Source organism: Corynebacterium sp. CQ3829_602738 (assembly GCF_054478435.1).
The window spans coordinates 692,328-708,311 of the sequence record NZ_CM137003.1; the positions used below are offsets into that span (position 1 = coordinate 692,328).

Genomic DNA, 15,984 nt, shown 5'->3' on the forward strand with positions numbered 1-15,984 from the left:
CTTATGTCCAAGAAGAACAAGAAGCAGAAGCTTTCCAACACCGGTGTGCTTGCCACCAACCGGAAAGCTCGCCATGACTACCACATCTTGGACACCTGGGAATGCGGCCTGGTGCTGCAGGGCACCGAAATTAAGGCGCTGCGCGAGGGCAAGGTCTCGCTGGTGGAGGCGTTCGCCACCATCGACAACGGCGAGGTCTGGCTGCGCAACATGCACATCCCGGAGTATTCCCGCGGCCACTGGACCAACCACCCGCCGCGCCGCACCCGCAAGCTGCTTTTGCACCGCCGGGAGATCGACTCGCTGGAGGGCAAGGTCCGCGACGGCAACCGCACCCTGATCCCGCTTTCGCTGTACCTCAAGGACGGCCGCGCGAAGGTCGAGCTGGGCCTTGCGCAGGGTAAGCAGGACTACGACAAGCGCCGCGACATCAAGCGCCGCACCGAGGACCGCGAGATCACCCGCGATCTGGGCCGCAAGCTCAAGGGCATCAAGGCCTAATTTCGCTACGGTGGGTGCCTATGAAGAAGGCACTGATTACTGGAGCATCCCGCGGCATCGGCCGCGCCATCGCTGAGGACCTGGGCAAGGACCACCACATCTACGCCGGCGCGTCGAAGGACGCCTCCGGCATCGTCTCGGCCCTGCCCAGCGCCGAGCCGTTCGAGGCGGACCTCACCGACACCGACGCCATCTTGGAGGCGGCCTCCAAGATCGAGGAGCTGGACGTGCTCGTCCTCGCTGCCGGCGTGATGGACGGCGGCCCGCTTCAAGAGCTCACCGACGACAAGTGGCGCGAGATGATGGAGGTCAACCTCTTCGCCCCCGTCACGCTCACCCGCGCGCTGCTTCCTGCCTTGCGACGATCCTCCGGCCTCATCATCGCCATCAACTCCGGCGCAGGGTTCCACGGCATGGCCGAAAACTCCGCCTACTGCGCGTCCAAATTCGCCCTGCGCGGCTTCACCGAATCCCTGGCGCAGGAGGAGGCCGGCAAGGTGCGCGTGACCTCCCTGCACCCGGGGCGCACCGACACCGACATGCTCGCCGGCAGCAACGACCAGCCCAAGATGGCGGCCGACGAGGTAGCCAAGGCCGCGCGCCTCGCCGTCGACGCCGGCCCGGACGCCGTCGTGGAGTTTCTCCGGGTGCGTCCGGCGTTTACGTCGTAAAGCCTCTTGTGCATCTTGGGCGCGTGCGGTAAAGTTCCATCTCCTACGTTTCTTCGTAGTTGAAGGGGTCGATTCTGGTTTCGACTTCATCTACTTAGCCAGGGGAAGCGTGCCGGTGCAGGCAGGAGACCACCGTAAGCGTCGCTGTAACTAATAAACGCAGAGAAGAACTCTCAGCGTGACTACGCCCTCGCTGCCTAAATAGAAAGGTTCAGCGACCTGCGTGTCCGTCAGGCCGGGGATGTCCCCGACCCGGTACCTGGCGTCGACTCAGGGGACTTGCCTTCCGGCTCTGTCAGTGGGGCCTTGGAAGGGACACCTTTCACTGACTGGGCCCGTCATCCGGACATGTTCGCCTGATCCGGAGGGTCGATGAGAGACAACGTGCGAACTGCGCACGGAGAAGCCCTGGCGCGGTGATGAAGGACCCGGGTTCAATTCCCGGCGGCTCCACCGAAAGCGGACGTTTTACAAGGTAGAACGTCCGCTTTTTCTTTTCGTGGCTACCCTGCGTGACCTGGCACCTTTCGGAATTTCCGAACAACCTCGCCACGGCTAAGTTCACCAGTGTCAAAAAATTAATTTAAGGTGCTCGCTGTCACCGGAACGGCCGATATCGCGGCTCCACCGAAAAGCAGGAAACCCGCTGGCCACAACACGGTCAGCGGGTTTCTTGTTGGTTAGCTACTTTATGCTCTCGCAAGTAACGGTTAAATAGACCCAAGTCAGGGTCTTGACTGTCTAACGATCGGGGGGTCTCAGAGATGTTCCGCCTTTTTATTGACGAGTCTTACCAGCATGACCACTACTATGTGGCTGGGGTGCTCCTCGACGAAGAGCAGAGTGAAGCTCTTGAGAGTCGATTAGACGAGCTCGGGGAGAATCTTCGGATTCGAAATGGGTGGGAAACCTCTCCGGAGTTCCACGGGCATGCGTTAATGAACGGCTTGGATGACTGGAAGGATTTACACGGCAAGTTTGGTGCTTCTATTTCGATCTATCAGAAGGTGATGCACGCGGTTCGAAATTCTGGAGCGAGGGTCTATCTAGAAGGGGTGGACGTAGCTCGACTCAATGCACGCTACAAATACCCCGATAGTCCTCACGAGGTTGCTCTTCGGCACACGCTGGAGCGCGTCAATGAGTACTGCGTCCTGCAGGGCGAAAAGTGCAAGGTGATCGCCGATATGGTGCCGCAGCAGGAAGACTTTAACGAAGCGATTCAAGGTTTTACACGCGTCGCAACTCCAGGTTTTCTCGGTCAGAAACTGCATGCGATTGACGGTGACATTGAATTTGTCGATTCTCGTCACAGTAGAGGAGTTCAATCCGCCGATATGTGCGTCTACATACTCCGTCGGCACCGAGAAGAAACGGGTGCTTCGGCATCAGCTCAGAAAGCAGCCAGAAGGCTGGTTAAATCGCTCGGTGACGCAGTGGTGCATCAGCGAAAGTGGTTGCCTTAAAAAGCTCTGGAGCCTACGCGGCTCCAGGCGACAACGCTCCGGTATCCGGCTCGTCGTGCTTCCAATCTAACTGTGTGTAAGCGCACGGTCAACCGGCTAATTCGCTTTCTGTGTTGGCCACTTAGTCGATCGGGTAACCGGTGACCGGGCCCTCGGTGTTCGGCTGCCAGCCCAGCGCGGGGGCGACGTGGGTGGCGAAGTTTTCCAGGATCTTCACGTTGACGTCCACGCCCATGCCGGTGGGGATGGTGATCAGCAGGGTGTCGGCGGCCATGACGGCCGGGTCGGCCTTGAGCTGCTCGATGAGCTTGTCCGGCTCGGCGGCGTAGGTGCGGCCAAAGGTGGAAGCGCCCACGTCAGGCAGCATCCCAACTTGGTCGGAGCCGGAGGCCTGCATGCCAAACATCTGCATATCGGCGCCGTCGACGATGGGGAAGATGGAGCGGGACACGGACACGCGCGGGGTCCAGTCGTGACCCGCTCCCTTCCATGCGGCGCGGTAGCGGCTGATCTGGTCCGCCTGGATTTCGCCCAGGGTCTCGGCGGTGGTCTCAGAGACCAGGGTGGACGACATCAGGTTCAGCCCGTCCTTGGCGGTTTGCTCGGCCGAAGTGTGGGTGCCGGAGCCGTAGAAGATGTGCTTGCGCAGCTCGGGCGCCATGGGGAAGACCGGCAGGGCGGAGCCGGGCTGGAACATGTTCGGGTACTGGCGGTCCAGAGGCGCTGCGGTGGCGAAGCCGTTGCCGTCCACCGCGGCCATGAAGGTCTCCAGGTGTGCGCGCGCCACGTCCGCGCCGTTGGGGGTTTGCCCTTGTAGCCGAAGGCCTCCCAGCCGCGTTCTGCAACTTCGGGGGCGCCGCGGGAGACGCCCAGGGCCACGCGGCCGCCGGAGAGCTGGTACAGCGAGGCGGCCTCTTCGGCGAGGTAGAGCGGGTTTTCGTAGCGCATGTCGATCACGCCGGTGCCCACCTCGATGTGTTTGGTGGTGGCTGCGACAGCGCCGAGCAGCGGCATTGGGGCGGAGGCCTGCGGCACGAAGTGGTGGACGCGGAAGGACGCGTTGTTCACGCCGATCTCGTCGGCGGCCTGGGCGATTTCCAGGTGGATCTTGGCGATCTTCTCTGCGGACGGGCCGCGCTGGCCGCCGAAGGCGTAGTGCCCGAAGCTCAAGAAACCGAATGCCTTCATTGGTAAACACTCCTTTTGGTGACGTATCAACAATCAGGGTAGTACCTCACCCGCAGATTGTCACGGTCTCAGGCAGACCGCATCACAAACCCCGAGCGAAGGACCCCTATTACGGCCCAAAATCGCGCATACTCGGGAGGGCTTACTCGGGGTTTGCAGGATGGAGGCCGACAGGAACTCTTACGCCTGTGCAAATCGGCACCGAATAATTGGGCCTTAGCCTCCGGTGGCATGAACCGCAACGCCATCGCAGCCCTTACTGCCACGACCTTCCTGGTCGCGGGCTGCAGCGGCGCGCCGGAGCAGGTGACGGTGACCGAAACCGTGGAAGCGCCGGAGGCGACCGAGGCACCAAAAGCAGAGGAAGAGCCGACGAAGCAGGCAAAGCAGGATGCGGCGGGGGAGGCGGAGCACGTCGATAGGCAAAGCGGCATCCCCGACGCCCCGCTGGCGTACCCGGGCGCCGGCGGCCCCGTCCCGGACAACGCGCGGCCGATCCGGACGATCAAGAGCATCGGCGATAGTCCCGTGCAGAACGCGCTGTTTGTCACCCCGTCCGGCAACATCGGCTGCATGATGAACCTAGCGGACGAGCCGATGTTCGACTGCGGCGTGAAGTCCTTCATGGAAAGCGAGCAATTCGGCATCGGTGAGCTAGGAACGCCGCGATGGATGATGGAGATCCTCGGTGGCTACCCGCGCGAGCAAACTGAGCCACCGCTTTACGACGACTCCGTGTGGCCCGCGGGCAGCGAATCCGCGGAGGTCGTGCAGTACGGCGAAGTGGTCAACCACGGACCGTTCGTGTGTGCGGTGGAGGAAAACGGGGTGACCTGTTGGGACTCTGAAAGCGGCAGGGGAGCGTGGCTGGAGCGCGACGAAGTGGTGTTTTTCTAAGCCGCCCTAGCGCTCGCTGGCCGTTGAGTTAAAGCAGCGTCCAGGTTGCGTAAAAGCTTCGTAGAAGTCCTTGAGTGCCGCGAAAAGCCAGGTAGGTTGGCGTGCATGACCTCCAAGACTGTAAAGACGTTGTCCGCAGCAACTGCTCTCGCCGCCCTCGCCGGCGGCTTTTTCGGCGTAGGCACCGCTAATGCGCAGATGTCTTCCAACGGCCCGGCCGACATCGAGGGCTGGACACAGATGGGGTGGTCTGCCTTTAGCGGCTCAGTGATTAACAAGGGTGGCTCCCACATGCTGTTGAAGAACCTGCCGGAGGGCGTGAAGCCGTTGCCGGCAGAGAAGGCGAAGGCTGCTCTGCAGGGGCCGCTTCCGGTGAAGGGCGACGCTTCGATGACGGTCACTTTCGGACCGGACGGCAAGCTGTCCTTTTTCGACGGCTGCAATGCCGGCAGCGCCGGGTACTCCATCGACGGCACCGGTGCCGTGAGGGTTGGGACCATCGCCGAGACGCAGCGCCTGTGCGACCCGACCAAAATGAACAAGGCGGACGAACTGAAGTCGATTCTGCGTTCGAACCCGTCGGTGTACCGCTTCGACGACGAGACCATCGCGCTCGCGGCCCAGGGCAAGGCCATCGAATTCTCCAAGGTTGCTGCAAACTAGTCGACGCCACTTGCGCCCCCGCTGCTCCCACCTGAGCAGCGGGTTTTTGGTTTTCTTGGCGCAACCATTGGGTGTGTCAAATCTATGCGGTGGGTCAACACAAGTTTGGAGTTGCGTTGAAGTTCCTTTGAGCCCCTTGTTCGTCTGGAAGCGCTCGGTAGCGTGTGGGCCATGGTTACTTCAACCAAGACCCTAAGGAAATTGTCCACAGCGACCGCAGCCGTCGCGCTCACCGGCGGCCTCTTGGGCGTCGGAACTGCCGACGCCCAGGAGCAGAACGAGGCCTCCAGCATCGACCAGTTCGTGCAGATGAGCTCGAACCTGTTCGGCGACCTCGGCGGGAACCCAGCACCGGCCCCGGCGCCGGCACCGGAGAACCCGGCTGGCTCCGAGTTGATCCAGCAGATCCCGGAAGAGGCAGACCATCTCACGGATGATCGCCTCACCGCCGCGCTGGACACCACACTGCAGGCAAAAAAGAACTCCGCCATCACCCTGGACTTCCGTGAGAACGGTGTGCTCCACTTGAACGACGGCTGCAACTCCGGCACCGCCAAGTACCAGATCGACAACACCGGCGCGCTGCACCTCAGCGACTTCACCGAGACCAAGATGGCCTGCGAGCCGGGTGCGCAGAAGGACGCCGACGACCTGAAGATGGTCCTGCAGTCCAACCCGCAGCTGTTCCAGCTCGACGCATCCACCCTGTTCCTGTCGGGCCAGGGCCACGGCATTGAGCTCCAAAAGATGCACGGCCGCGACTACCAGTAATTTCTGCCCGAGTAACGCGAAAGCCCCAGGCCGCAACGGCGGTCTGGGGCTTTGCGCTGTCCTAAGGGCGCGCCTTACACGGCCACCTCGAACGGGGCTTCGGTGGCTTCGCGGACAGACTCCACCGTCTCGCCCGGGGCAACCTCTGTCAGGGTCAAGCCCTGCTTCTCGTCCACAGTGAACACGGCCAGGTTGGTGATGATCTGGTCCACGCACTTCGCGCCCGTCAGCGGCAGGCGGCACTCCGGCAGGACCTTGGAGGCGCCCTTCTTGGTGGTGTGCTCCATGAGCAGGATGACCTTCTTGGCGCCGTGCACCAGGTCCATCGCGCCGCCCATGCCCTTGACCATCTTGCCCGGGATCATCCAGTTGGCCAGGTCGCCGTACTGGGAGACCTCCATGGCGCCGAGCACGGCGACGTCGATGGCGCGGGAGCGGATCATGCCAAACGACGTCGAGGAGCCGAAGAAGGACCCGCCCGGCGCCACCGTGATGGTTTCCTTGCCGGCGTTAATCAGCTCCGGGTCGACGGCGTCGTCGGTGGGGTAGGGGCCCACGCCGAGGATGCCGTTTTCGGAGTGGAGCACCACCTCCACGTCCTTGGGCAGGTAGCCCGGGATGAGGGTGGGCATGCCGATACCCAGGTTGACGTACTGGCCGTTTTCCAGCTCCTGGGCTGCACGCGCGGCCATTTCTTGCCTGGTCCAAGCCATTATTCGCTCACCGTCCTAAATTCGATTCCGGTCTCCTGCGGGCCGACCTCGACAACGCGGTCGACGTAGATGCCGGGCAGGTTCACCTCGGCCGCGGGGATCTCGTCCACCACTTCCTCCGCCTGCACGATGGTGATCTTGCCGGCCACGGCCGCGTCCGGGTTGAAGTTCTGCGCGGTCTTGGAGAAGACGAGGTTGCCAAAGCGGTCCGCCTTGTGTGCGTGCACGAAGGCGAAGTCCGGGGTTAGCGCGGTTTCCATGACGTACTGCTCGCCGTTGAACTCGCGCAGTTCCTTCGGGCGGGAGTACTCGGCGATGGTGCCGTCCGGGTTGTAGCGGGTGGGGATTTCGCCGGTGGCCAGCGGGGTGCCCACGCCAGCCTTGGTGTAGAACGCCGGGATGCCCGCGCCGCCGGCGCGCATGCGCTCGGCCAGGGTGCCCTGCGGGGTGAACTCCACGGTCAGTTCGCCCTCCAGGTACTGGCGCGCGTACTCCTTGTTTGTGCCCAGGTAGGAGCCGATGGAGCGGGAGATGCGCTTGTCCGCCAGCAGCAGGCCGAGGCCGAAGCCGTCGGTGCCCAGGTTGTTGGAAATGATCGTGAGATCGCCGGCGCCTTGGGCGCGCAGGGCGTCGATGAGCCGTGCGGGGATGCCCACCAGGCCGAAGCCGCCCACGGCGATGGAGGCGCCGTCCGGAATGTCGGCGACCGCCTCCTCCGCTGTAGAAACCACCTTGTTAATCATGTGTGCATGGTAACTGTTGTTCGGTTACTGCACAAGGGTTCACAAAGCGAACCTCCATCGGCTAGGATCACACCCATGTCTGGTAGTGACGTGCAACTCGTGCAAAGCCTCTCCAGGGGCCTGGCGGTCATCCGCGCGTTCAGCGGTGCCCGCCCGCGCCAAACGCTTGCCCAGGTCGCAGAATCCACAGGCCTTCCGCGTGCGACGGTGCGCCGGTTCCTACACACGCTCGTTGCGGAGGGGTACGCCTCCAGCGACGGCACGGTTTTCTGGCTCACCCCGAAAACTCTCGAGCTGGGCTTCTCGTACCTGTCCAGCCTGGGGCTTCCGGCGATCGCGCAGCCACATTTGGATGGTCTGTCGCGCACGCTCAACGAATCGAGCTCCCTCACCGTCCTCGACGGCTCCGACGTCGTCTACGTCGCCCGCGCCGCCGCGGATCGCATCATGAGCGTCAACATCACCATCGGCACGCGTTTTCCCGCTTACGCGACGTCGATGGGCCGCGTGCTGCTCGCCGACCTCCCGTCCGCGCAGTTGGACGCCTATCTGGCCGACACCGCACTCGAGCCCATCACTCCTGAGACGGTCACCAGTGAGGATGCGCTCAGGCACTTGCTTATCGACGTCCAAAGGCAGGGCTACTGCATCGTCGACCAAGAACTCGAACTGGGCCTGCGTTCCGTGGCGTGCCCGGTCCGCGGCAGCGACGGCAGGGCCGTCGCCTCGGTGAACGTGTCGGCCCATGCAGGGGCCGTGGGGCACCGGGAGGTCGTCGATAAGCTGCTGCCCCCGCTGCAGGCGACGGCGAGCGCGATCGAGCGCGACCTGCACACAACCACTCTGAAGGAGAAATCATGAGCGACCCGAACGATATTGTCATCTGCAACCCCAAGCGCACCGCAGTCGGGCGCTACGGCGGCGCGTTCGTCGGCGTGCCGGTACAGGAGCTGGCCGCGACCGTGGTCAAGGCCGTGATCGAGGATGCCGGGATCTCCGGCGAGGTGATTGACGACATCATCCTTGGCCAGGCCTCGCCCAACGGCGCCGCACCCGCGCTGGGGCGCGTCGTCGGTCTCGACGCTGAACTGGGCGTGGAAGTGCCCGGCATGCAGCTGGACCGCCGCTGCGGCTCCGGGCTGCAAGCGATCGCCACCGCCGCGGCGCACGTAGCCGCCGGTGCCGCCGACCTGATTGTCGCCGGTGGCGCGGAATCCATGTCCAACACCGAGTACACCGTGGACGGCAAGATCCGCTGGGGCGCGAAGGGCGGAACCATGGAGCTGAAGGACCGCCTGCAGGAAGGCCGCGAGCAGGCGGGCGGCAAGCACCACCCGATCCCGGGCGGAATGATTGAGACCGCGGAGAACCTGCGCGAGGAGTACTCCATCGAGCGCGGACGCCAGGACAAGCTGGCGGTGGCGTCGCACGCGCGCGCGGCGGCGGCGCAGGAGGCCGGCGATTTTGACGCGGAGATCGTGCCGGTGTCGGTGCCGCAGCGCAAGGGCGACCCGGTGGTGGTGGACAAGGACGAGCACATCCGCCCCGGCACCTCCGAGGAGTCGCTGGCCAAGCTGCGGCCGGTGATGGGCAAGTCCCTGGAGGGTGCCACGGTGACCGCCGGCAACGCCTCCGGCCAAAACGACGGCGCCGCCGCGATGATCGTGACCACCCGCGCCAAGGCTGAGGAGCTGGGCCTGGACCCCTACGCCGTGCTGCGCGGCTGGGCAGTGGCGGGCGTGGCGCCGGAGACTATGGGCATCGGGCCTGTCGACGCCACGAAGAAGGTCTTCGACCGCCTTGGCCTGACCTTCGACGACATCGACCTGATCGAGCTGAACGAGGCGTTCGCCGCCCAGGCTCTCGCAGTGCTGGACGCGTGGGGGATCTCCGAGGACGATCCGCGCGTGAACCCGGTGGGCTCCGGCATCTCGCTGGGTCATCCGGTGGGCGCGACCGGTGCGCGCATGGTGGTCACCGCCGCGCACCGGATGCGCCGCACCGACGCCAAGCGCGCGCTGGTGACCATGTGCATCGGCGGTGGTCAGGGCCTTGCTGCGGTGATCGAGAGGGCCTAGGGGAGGGCCGGGTTTGGCGCCGAAGTTTGGTTAGCCTAAGGTGGGTCAGGTAACCCTTACCTTATGAACTGAACGGAAGGACGACCGTGACCCGTTTCTCGCGTACCTCTCTCATCGCCCTCGCGGCCGCCGGCGCCCTCACACTGGGCGCATGCTCCACCTCTGAGACTGAAACCGGCACGGATGCCGCCGCTGGTTCGGAAACGGCGGCGACCGAAGGGGCGTCGACAAGCAATGTTGCTTCCGACGGCACCGTGACCGTCACCGACAACTACGGCGAGAAGACGGTGCCCAGCCCGCCGAAGCGCGTGGTCGCCCTGGACAACCGCTCCTTCGAGCTGCTGGATTCCTGGGGCATTAAGCCGGTCGCCGCGGCGCGTCAGCTTGTGCCCAACTCGATTCCTGGGATCGCGGACGACGAGGACATCATCGACATCGGCAACCACCGCGAGCCCAACCTGGAGGCCATCGTCGCCGCCGATCCGGACGTGATCGTCTCCGGTCAGCGCTTCGAGCAGTTCGACCAGGACATTGAAAAGCTGGTCCCGGACGCCACGCTGCTGGACTTCGAGCCGCGCGACGGCGAGCCGTTCGACCGCGAGCTGATCCGCCAGACCCTGGAGCTGGGCGATGTCTTTGGCAAGCAGGCCGAGGCAGAGCAGGCAGTTCAGGAGTTTACCGAGGCTGTCCAGCGCGCCCGCAACGCCTACGCCCCGGAGCAGAAGGTTATGGCACTGAACGTCTCCGGCGGCGAGATCGGCTACGTCGCCCCGGGCGTGGGCCGCGTGTGGGGCCCGCTGTTCGACCTGATCGGCTTCACCCCGGCGCTCGAGGTGGCTAACGCCTCCGACGACCACCAGGGCGACGACATCTCCGTCGAAGCCATCGCCAGCGCCAACCCGGACTGGCTGCTCGTGCTGGACCGCGACGCAGGCGTGAAGTCCATTACCGACTCCCCGGAGGCGCTGTCCGTGATCAACGACTCCGCACCGCTGAAGAACGTCACCGCGGTCAAGGACGGCCACGTCTACGTCGCCCCGGCGGACACGTACACCAACGAGTCCATCATCACCTACACCGAGATCCTCAACCAGATCTCCGAGCAGCTCGAGGCCGCCAAGTAGTCTGTCTGCGATGACTGATACAACGACCACCACCCGCCCCAAGCTTCTGGACTGGAAGCTCGGGGCGGGTGTCGTCCTTGTTCTAGCCCTCCTCGCCGCGTCGCTGATGGTGGGGCAGTACGACATCCTGGGCACCGAGGACGGCTGGGAAATGTTTCGCGCCACCCGCGTGCCGCGCACGATCGCGCTGGTGCTCGCCGGTGCGGCGATGGCGATGAGCGGGCTGATCATGCAGATGCTCACCCAGAACCGCTTCGTCGAACCCACCACCACCGGCACCACCGAGTGGGCCGGTCTGGGGCTGCTCGCGTCGTTTCTGCTGTTCCCGGACGGCTCCGTGATGACGCGCATGCTGTTCGCCGTCGGCGCCGCCTTCATCGGCACCATGGTGTTTTTCGCGTTCCTGCGGCGCGTCACACTGCGCTCCAGCCTGGTGGTGCCCATCGTCGGCATCATGCTCGGCGCCGTGGTCAGCGCCGTGTCCACCTTCATCGCGCTGCAGACTGATTTGCTGCAGTCCCTCGGCGTCTGGTTCGCCGGCTCGTTCACCAGCGTGATCGCCGGCCAGTACGAAATCCTCTGGGTCGTGCTGCTCGTGGTCGTCGCCGTGTTCTTCTACGCCGACCGCCTCACCGCCGCCGGCTTGGGCGAGGACATCGCCACCAACATCGGCCTGAACTACAACCGCATCGTGCTCGTGGGCACCAGCCTCGTCGCGGTGGCCACCGGTGTGGTCACGGTTGTCGTGGGTAACCTGCCGTTCCTCGGGCTCATCGTCCCCAACATCGTGAGCATGCTGCGTGGCGACGACCTCCGGTCCAACCTGCCCTGGGTCTGCCTCACCGGCATCGGCGTGGTCACGCTGTGCGACCTGCTCGGCCGCATCGTCATCGCCCCGTTTGAGATGCCTGTGTCCGTGATCCTCGGCGTGGTCGGCGCCGCCGTCTTCATCGCCCTGATTGTGAAGAGGAGCCGGAATGCGTGAGGTAATGCGCGAGGTCGGGGCGTTCCAAACGTCGAAAAGCAAACGGCGCTACTGGCTCGTTGTAGGCGCGCTGGTGGTGGCCGCGCTGCTGTTCACCGCAGGCCTGCTGTCGTGGGGAAACCCCATGGAGTTCGGCACCCGCGGCTACTGGCTGATCGCGGAGCGCCGCATGAACTCCGTCATTGCGATGGCGGTGGTGGCGGTCTGCCAGGCCGTGGCGACAGTGGCGTTCCAGACGGTGACCAACAACCGCATCATCACCCCGTCCATCATGGGGTTCGAGTCGCTGTACGTGGCCATTCACACCTCAACCGTGTACTTCCTCGGCGCCGCGGGTCTGAATAACGCCCGCACGCTGGAGGTGTTCGTGGTCCAGCTCGTGCTCATGGTGGGGCTGAGTTTGATCCTGTACACGTGGCTGCTCGCCGGCGACAACCCGAACATGCACGCCATGCTGCTCGTCGGCATCGTGCTCGGCGGGGGACTGGGCAGCGTGTCGACGTTCATGCAGCGTCTGCTCACGCCCAGCGAGTTCGACCTGCTCACCGCCCGGCTGTTCGGCTCCGTGAACAACGCGGACCCGGCCTACTACCCGCTGGCCGTGCCGCTGGTGCTGGTGGCCGCCGGGTTGATGTTTATGAACTCGCGACGCCTCAACGTGCTCAGCCTGGGCCGCGACGTCGCCGTGAACTTGGGCGTGAACCACAAGAAGCACGCGGTGTACACCCTCGTGCTGGTCTCGGTGCTGATGGCGGTGTCCACCGCGCTGGTCGGACCGATGACCTTCCTCGGGTTCCTGGTGGCCACACTTGCGTACCAGTTCGCGGACACCTACGACCACCGCTACGTGTTCCCCATGGCGGCGTTGCTCGGCTACTGCATCCTGGCGGGCGCGTACTTCATCATGAACCACATCTTCTACGCCCAGGGCGTCGTTTCCATCATCATCGAGCTGGTCGGCGGCCTGACGTTCCTCATCGTTGTCCTACGGAAGGGGAGACTGTGATCGAGCTCAACGAGGTGAGCAAGGCCTACGGCGACGACACCGCCATCGGGCCGGTCTCGCTGCAAATCCCGGCGGGCGGCATCACCGCGTTGGTGGGGCCGAACGGCGCCGGCAAGTCGACGCTTCTGACCATGATCGGCAGGCTCTTGGCGCTGGATTCCGGCTCCGTGCACATCGGGCAAATGGACGTTACCTCCTCCAACCCGAAGGACCTGGCCAAAGTGGTCTCCATCCTGCGGCAGGAAAACCACTTTGTCACGCGCCTGACCGTGCGGCAGCTCGTGGGCTTCGGCCGCTTCCCGTACTCGGGCGGACGCCTGACCGAGGCGGATGAGGAGATCATCTCCCGCTACATCGACTTCTTCGGCCTGCGCGAACTCGAGCACCGCTACCTGGACCAGCTTTCCGGCGGCCAGCGCCAGCGCGCATACGTCGCCATGGTGCTTTGCCAGGAAACGGACTACGTGCTTCTCGACGAGCCCCTGAACAACCTGGACATCTCCCACTCCGTGGAAATGATGCAGCACCTGCACTCCGCGGCCCGCGAGTTCGGCCGCACCATCGTGATCGTGCTGCACGACATCAACTTCGCGGCCCGTTACGCGGACTACATCTGCGCAGCGAAGGACGGGCAGGTCTTCGCCTTCGGCACCGTGGAGGAGATCATGCGCGACGACTTGCTCACCGAGGTCTTCAATACCCCGGTGCAAGTGATCGATGGCCCGCATGGGCCGATTGCTGCGTACCACTAAAAGGGCGGCTGCGCTGCTGATTTGTGTGCGTTTTGGCTTCGTGGTTATATATCCATCCGTTGCTTCCGAGCGGTTCGGCCGCTTGGAGGGAATGGTTTAAGTGAATAGGGGTTACGTTCTGGTTAACCGGGGTTTAACGTGAGTTTGACTTTTGGTTGGTTGGTTGTGTAGCTTCTGACGAAGCCGCTTTTTCCGGCTGGGATCGTTTTTCGTTCTGGTTGGTGGGTGTGCTGGTGTTGTTTGAGAACTCGATAGTGTGCCAATGTACTTTTGTTGCGTGGGTGTGTTTGCCTGCCTCGTTTTGTGCACTGTGTGGTGTGTGCCCTGTTGTGGGTGTGTGCCGGTGGTGGCGTGGTTGAATTCCAATGATGGATCGCGTCATCTGTTTGGTTCGGTGTGCGTGGGGTGTGGTTGAACATGTTTCACGTATATTTTTTGGCCAGCCTCCTTTTTGCCCCGTCGGGTTGGGGGTTGGTTGTTGAACCTTTGTAATTTTTGGATTTTGCCAGTCCAGCACTTTGTGTTGGTTGGTTTGTTTTTGGTTGGGTTTGGGCTTTTCACGGCCTGTTTCTTTCTGAAACTTTTTGTGGAGAGTTTGATCCTGGCTCAGGATGAACGCTGGCGGCGTGCTTAACACATGCAAGTCGAACGGAAAGGCTCCTGCTTGCAGGGGTACTCGAGTGGCGAACGGGTGAGTAACACGTGGGTGATCTGCCCTGCACTTCGGGATAAGCCTGGGAAACTGGGTCTAATACCGGATAGGACGATGGTTTGGATGCCATTGTGGAAAGTTTTTTCGGTGTGGGATGAGCTCGCGGCCTATCAGCTTGTTGGTGGGGTAATGGCCTACCAAGGCGTCGACGGGTAGCCGGCCTGAGAGGGTGTACGGCCACATTGGGACTGAGATACGGCCCAGACTCCTACGGGAGGCAGCAGTGGGGAATATTGCACAATGGGCGCAAGCCTGATGCAGCGACGCCGCGTGGGGGATGACGGCCTTCGGGTTGTAAACTCCTTTCGCTAGGGACGAAGCGCAAGTGACGGTACCTGGAGAAGAAGCACCGGCTAACTACGTGCCAGCAGCCGCGGTAATACGTAGGGTGCGAGCGTTGTCCGGAATTACTGGGCGTAAAGAGCTCGTAGGTGGTTTGTCGCGTCGTTTGTGTAAGCCCGCAGCTTAACTGCGGGACTGCAGGCGATACGGGCATAACTTGAGTGCTGTAGGGGAGACTGGAATTCCTGGTGTAGCGGTGGAATGCGCAGATATCAGGAGGAACACCGATGGCGAAGGCAGGTCTCTGGGCAGTAACTGACGCTGAGGAGCGAAAGCATGGGTAGCGAACAGGATTAGATACCCTGGTAGTCCATGCCGTAAACGGTGGGCGCTAGGTGTGAGTCCCTTCCACGGGGTTCGTGCCGTAGCTAACGCATTAAGCGCCCCGCCTGGGGAGTACGGCCGCAAGGCTAAAACTCAAAGGAATTGACGGGGGCCCGCACAAGCGGCGGAGCATGTGGATTAATTCGATGCAACGCGAAGAACCTTACCTGGGCTTGACATACACCAGACCGGGCCAGAGATGGTCTTTCCCTTTGTGGTTGGTGTACAGGTGGTGCATGGTTGTCGTCAGCTCGTGTCGTGAGATGTTGGGTTAAGTCCCGCAACGAGCGCAACCCTTGTCTTATGTTGCCAGCACGTTATGGTGGGGACTCGTGAGAGACTGCCGGGGTTAACTCGGAGGAAGGTGGGGATGACGTCAAATCATCATGCCCCTTATGTCCAGGGCTTCACACATGCTACAATGGTCGGTACAACGCGTCTGCGAGCCTGTGAGGGTGAGCTAATCGCTGTAAAGCCGGTCGTAGTTCGGATTGGGGTCTGCAACTCGACCCCATGAAGTCGGAGTCGCTAGTAATCGCAGATCAGCAACGCTGCGGTGAATACGTTCCCGGGCCTTGTACACACCGCCCGTCACGTCATGAAAGTTGGTAACACCCGAAGCCAGTGGCCTGTCAAAAGGAGCTGTCGAAGGTGGGATCGGCGATTGGGACGAAGTCGTAACAAGGTAGCCGTACCGGAAGGTGCGGCTGGATCACCTCCTTTCTAAGGAGCTTTTATTTGTGTGCCCGCAGTTGTGGGTCATTGGTTGTGTGGTTGAGTCGCCGAGTGTGCGACTGCCACGAAAGTATTTTGCCGGGTGGAGACACACCGAGGTCATGACTGCACTGCTTCGATGGTGGTGCGGCTGGGCCTGATAAGGGTTGTGCGCTCACGTGGTGTTGGGGTTGGGTGGTCACACCGGTTTGCGTGACAAAAGAATATGCGTTGGTGCACTGTTGGGTGTCTGGGGCAGCACAAGGTTGTTCCTGTTGGGCCCTCATGTCGGCTGGCTGCTTGTGTGTGGTTGGTTGTGTGTGGGGGTTGTGTT

At 62.8% G+C, this 15,984-nt stretch carries 14 protein-coding genes, 1 rRNA gene, 1 other RNA gene and 1 pseudogene; 14 read left to right on the forward strand and 3 right to left on the reverse strand.

Annotated elements, in window-relative coordinates; translation table 11 throughout:
• The first annotated feature begins 3 nt into the window (after window positions 1-3).
• From smpB to ACX1NL_RS03355, 4 genes are all read left to right on the forward strand, one after another.
• On the forward strand, window positions 4-501 hold the full coding sequence (gene smpB, locus ACX1NL_RS03340) for an SsrA-binding protein SmpB (protein ID WP_063937186.1): 498 nt from the start codon (window positions 4-6) through the stop codon (window positions 499-501).
• Window positions 502-521: 20 nt separating this feature from the next.
• Window positions 522-1,172: an SDR family oxidoreductase gene (locus tag ACX1NL_RS03345; protein WP_458898601.1), complete on the forward strand. Its 651-nt coding sequence runs from the start codon at window positions 522-524 to the stop codon at window positions 1,170-1,172.
• 64 nt (window positions 1,173-1,236) lie between these two features.
• Window positions 1,237-1,628: a transfer-messenger RNA gene (gene ssrA / locus ACX1NL_RS03350) on the forward strand.
• A gap of 308 nt (window positions 1,629-1,936) precedes the next feature.
• Window positions 1,937-2,638 carry a DUF3800 domain-containing protein gene (locus ACX1NL_RS03355; protein ID WP_239307091.1) on the forward strand — a complete coding sequence of 234 codons (702 nt, stop codon included), beginning with the start codon at window positions 1,937-1,939 and terminating at the stop codon, window positions 2,636-2,638.
• Between the two features lie 121 nt (window positions 2,639-2,759).
• Here ACX1NL_RS03355 and ACX1NL_RS03360 read toward each other — a convergent pair.
• Window positions 2,760-3,826 (reverse strand): annotated as a pseudogene (locus tag ACX1NL_RS03360) (LLM class flavin-dependent oxidoreductase).
• A gap of 231 nt (window positions 3,827-4,057) precedes the next feature.
• Between ACX1NL_RS03360 and ACX1NL_RS03365 the strand changes: the two are divergent.
• The 3 genes from ACX1NL_RS03365 (at window position 4,058) to ACX1NL_RS03375 (ending at window position 6,157) form a co-directional block, all read left to right on the forward strand.
• Window positions 4,058-4,723, forward strand: a complete 666-nt coding sequence (locus ACX1NL_RS03365; RefSeq protein ID WP_458898602.1) for a hypothetical protein — start codon at window positions 4,058-4,060, stop codon at window positions 4,721-4,723.
• A gap of 105 nt (window positions 4,724-4,828) precedes the next feature.
• The gene (locus ACX1NL_RS03370) at window positions 4,829-5,386 is read left to right on the forward strand and encodes an META domain-containing protein (protein WP_448231475.1); all 558 of its coding nucleotides are present in this window, start codon (window positions 4,829-4,831) and stop codon (window positions 5,384-5,386) included.
• A 171-nt stretch (window positions 5,387-5,557) separates the two neighbouring features.
• On the forward strand, window positions 5,558-6,157 hold the full coding sequence (locus tag ACX1NL_RS03375; RefSeq protein ID WP_458898603.1) for an META domain-containing protein: 600 nt from the start codon (window positions 5,558-5,560) through the stop codon (window positions 6,155-6,157).
• A 74-nt stretch (window positions 6,158-6,231) separates the two neighbouring features.
• Here the strand turns inward: ACX1NL_RS03375 and ACX1NL_RS03380 are convergent, their stop codons facing one another.
• Together ACX1NL_RS03380 and ACX1NL_RS03385 are read right to left on the reverse strand one after the other, a co-directional pair.
• Window positions 6,232-6,870: a CoA transferase subunit B gene (locus ACX1NL_RS03380; protein WP_181890015.1), complete on the reverse strand. Its 639-nt coding sequence runs from the start codon at window positions 6,868-6,870 to the stop codon at window positions 6,232-6,234.
• Entirely contained in the window at window positions 6,870-7,613 is a 744-nt protein-coding gene (locus ACX1NL_RS03385; protein ID WP_311390327.1) for a CoA transferase subunit A, read from the reverse strand. The genes ACX1NL_RS03380 and ACX1NL_RS03385 overlap by 1 nt, the downstream gene beginning before the upstream one ends.
• A 75-nt stretch (window positions 7,614-7,688) precedes the next feature.
• On the opposite strand from ACX1NL_RS03385, the gene ACX1NL_RS03390 reads away from it, so the two are divergent.
• The 7 genes from ACX1NL_RS03390 to ACX1NL_RS03420 all read left to right on the forward strand — a co-directional run bounded on the left by ACX1NL_RS03390 (window position 7,689) and on the right by ACX1NL_RS03420 (window position 15,659).
• Entirely contained in the window at window positions 7,689-8,474 is a 786-nt protein-coding gene (locus ACX1NL_RS03390; protein ID WP_458898604.1) for an IclR family transcriptional regulator domain-containing protein, read from the forward strand.
• Entirely contained in the window at window positions 8,471-9,691 is a 1,221-nt protein-coding gene (locus tag ACX1NL_RS03395; protein ID WP_458898605.1) for an acetyl-CoA C-acetyltransferase, read from the forward strand. The genes ACX1NL_RS03390 and ACX1NL_RS03395 overlap by 4 nt, the downstream gene beginning before the upstream one ends.
• Before the next feature lie 86 nt (window positions 9,692-9,777).
• On the forward strand, window positions 9,778-10,815 hold the full coding sequence (locus tag ACX1NL_RS03400) for a siderophore ABC transporter substrate-binding protein (protein ID WP_458898606.1): 1,038 nt from the start codon (window positions 9,778-9,780) through the stop codon (window positions 10,813-10,815).
• A gap of 10 nt (window positions 10,816-10,825) precedes the next feature.
• Window positions 10,826-11,800 (forward strand): ABC transporter permease, encoded by a 975-nt coding sequence (locus ACX1NL_RS03405; RefSeq protein ID WP_311390331.1) that lies wholly within the window; start codon window positions 10,826-10,828, stop codon window positions 11,798-11,800.
• The gene (locus ACX1NL_RS03410; protein WP_458898607.1) at window positions 11,793-12,806 is read left to right on the forward strand and encodes an iron chelate uptake ABC transporter family permease subunit; all 1,014 of its coding nucleotides are present in this window, start codon (window positions 11,793-11,795) and stop codon (window positions 12,804-12,806) included. Before ACX1NL_RS03405 ends, ACX1NL_RS03410 begins: the two co-directional genes overlap by 8 nt.
• On the forward strand, window positions 12,803-13,558 hold the full coding sequence (locus ACX1NL_RS03415) for an iron ABC transporter ATP-binding protein (RefSeq protein ID WP_458898608.1): 756 nt from the start codon (window positions 12,803-12,805) through the stop codon (window positions 13,556-13,558). Before ACX1NL_RS03410 ends, ACX1NL_RS03415 begins: the two co-directional genes overlap by 4 nt.
• Before the next feature lie 583 nt (window positions 13,559-14,141).
• Window positions 14,142-15,659, forward strand: a 16S ribosomal RNA gene (locus ACX1NL_RS03420).
• Window positions 15,660-15,984 lie beyond the last annotated feature (325 nt).

Coding starts and splice junctions, on each gene's coding strand:
- ACX1NL_RS03370 (WP_448231475.1), top strand. CDS start 4,829: ATGACCTCCAAGACTGTAAAGACGTTGTCCGCAGCAACTGCTCTCGCC.
- ACX1NL_RS03345 (WP_458898601.1), top strand. CDS start 522: ATGAAGAAGGCACTGATTACTGGAGCATCCCGCGGCATCGGCCGCGCC.
- ACX1NL_RS03395 (WP_458898605.1), top strand. CDS start 8,471: ATGAGCGACCCGAACGATATTGTCATCTGCAACCCCAAGCGCACCGCA.
- ACX1NL_RS03375 (WP_458898603.1), top strand. CDS start 5,558: ATGGTTACTTCAACCAAGACCCTAAGGAAATTGTCCACAGCGACCGCA.
- ACX1NL_RS03410 (WP_458898607.1), top strand. CDS start 11,793: ATGCGTGAGGTAATGCGCGAGGTCGGGGCGTTCCAAACGTCGAAAAGC.
- ACX1NL_RS03390 (WP_458898604.1), top strand. CDS start 7,689: ATGTCTGGTAGTGACGTGCAACTCGTGCAAAGCCTCTCCAGGGGCCTG.
- ACX1NL_RS03405 (WP_311390331.1), top strand. CDS start 10,826: ATGACTGATACAACGACCACCACCCGCCCCAAGCTTCTGGACTGGAAG.
- ACX1NL_RS03355 (WP_239307091.1), top strand. CDS start 1,937: ATGTTCCGCCTTTTTATTGACGAGTCTTACCAGCATGACCACTACTAT.
- smpB (WP_063937186.1), top strand. CDS start 4: ATGTCCAAGAAGAACAAGAAGCAGAAGCTTTCCAACACCGGTGTGCTT.
- ACX1NL_RS03385 (WP_311390327.1), bottom strand. CDS start 7,613: ATGATTAACAAGGTGGTTTCTACAGCGGAGGAGGCGGTCGCCGACATT.
- ACX1NL_RS03380 (WP_181890015.1), bottom strand. CDS start 6,870: ATGGCTTGGACCAGGCAAGAAATGGCCGCGCGTGCAGCCCAGGAGCTG.
- ACX1NL_RS03365 (WP_458898602.1), top strand. CDS start 4,058: ATGAACCGCAACGCCATCGCAGCCCTTACTGCCACGACCTTCCTGGTC.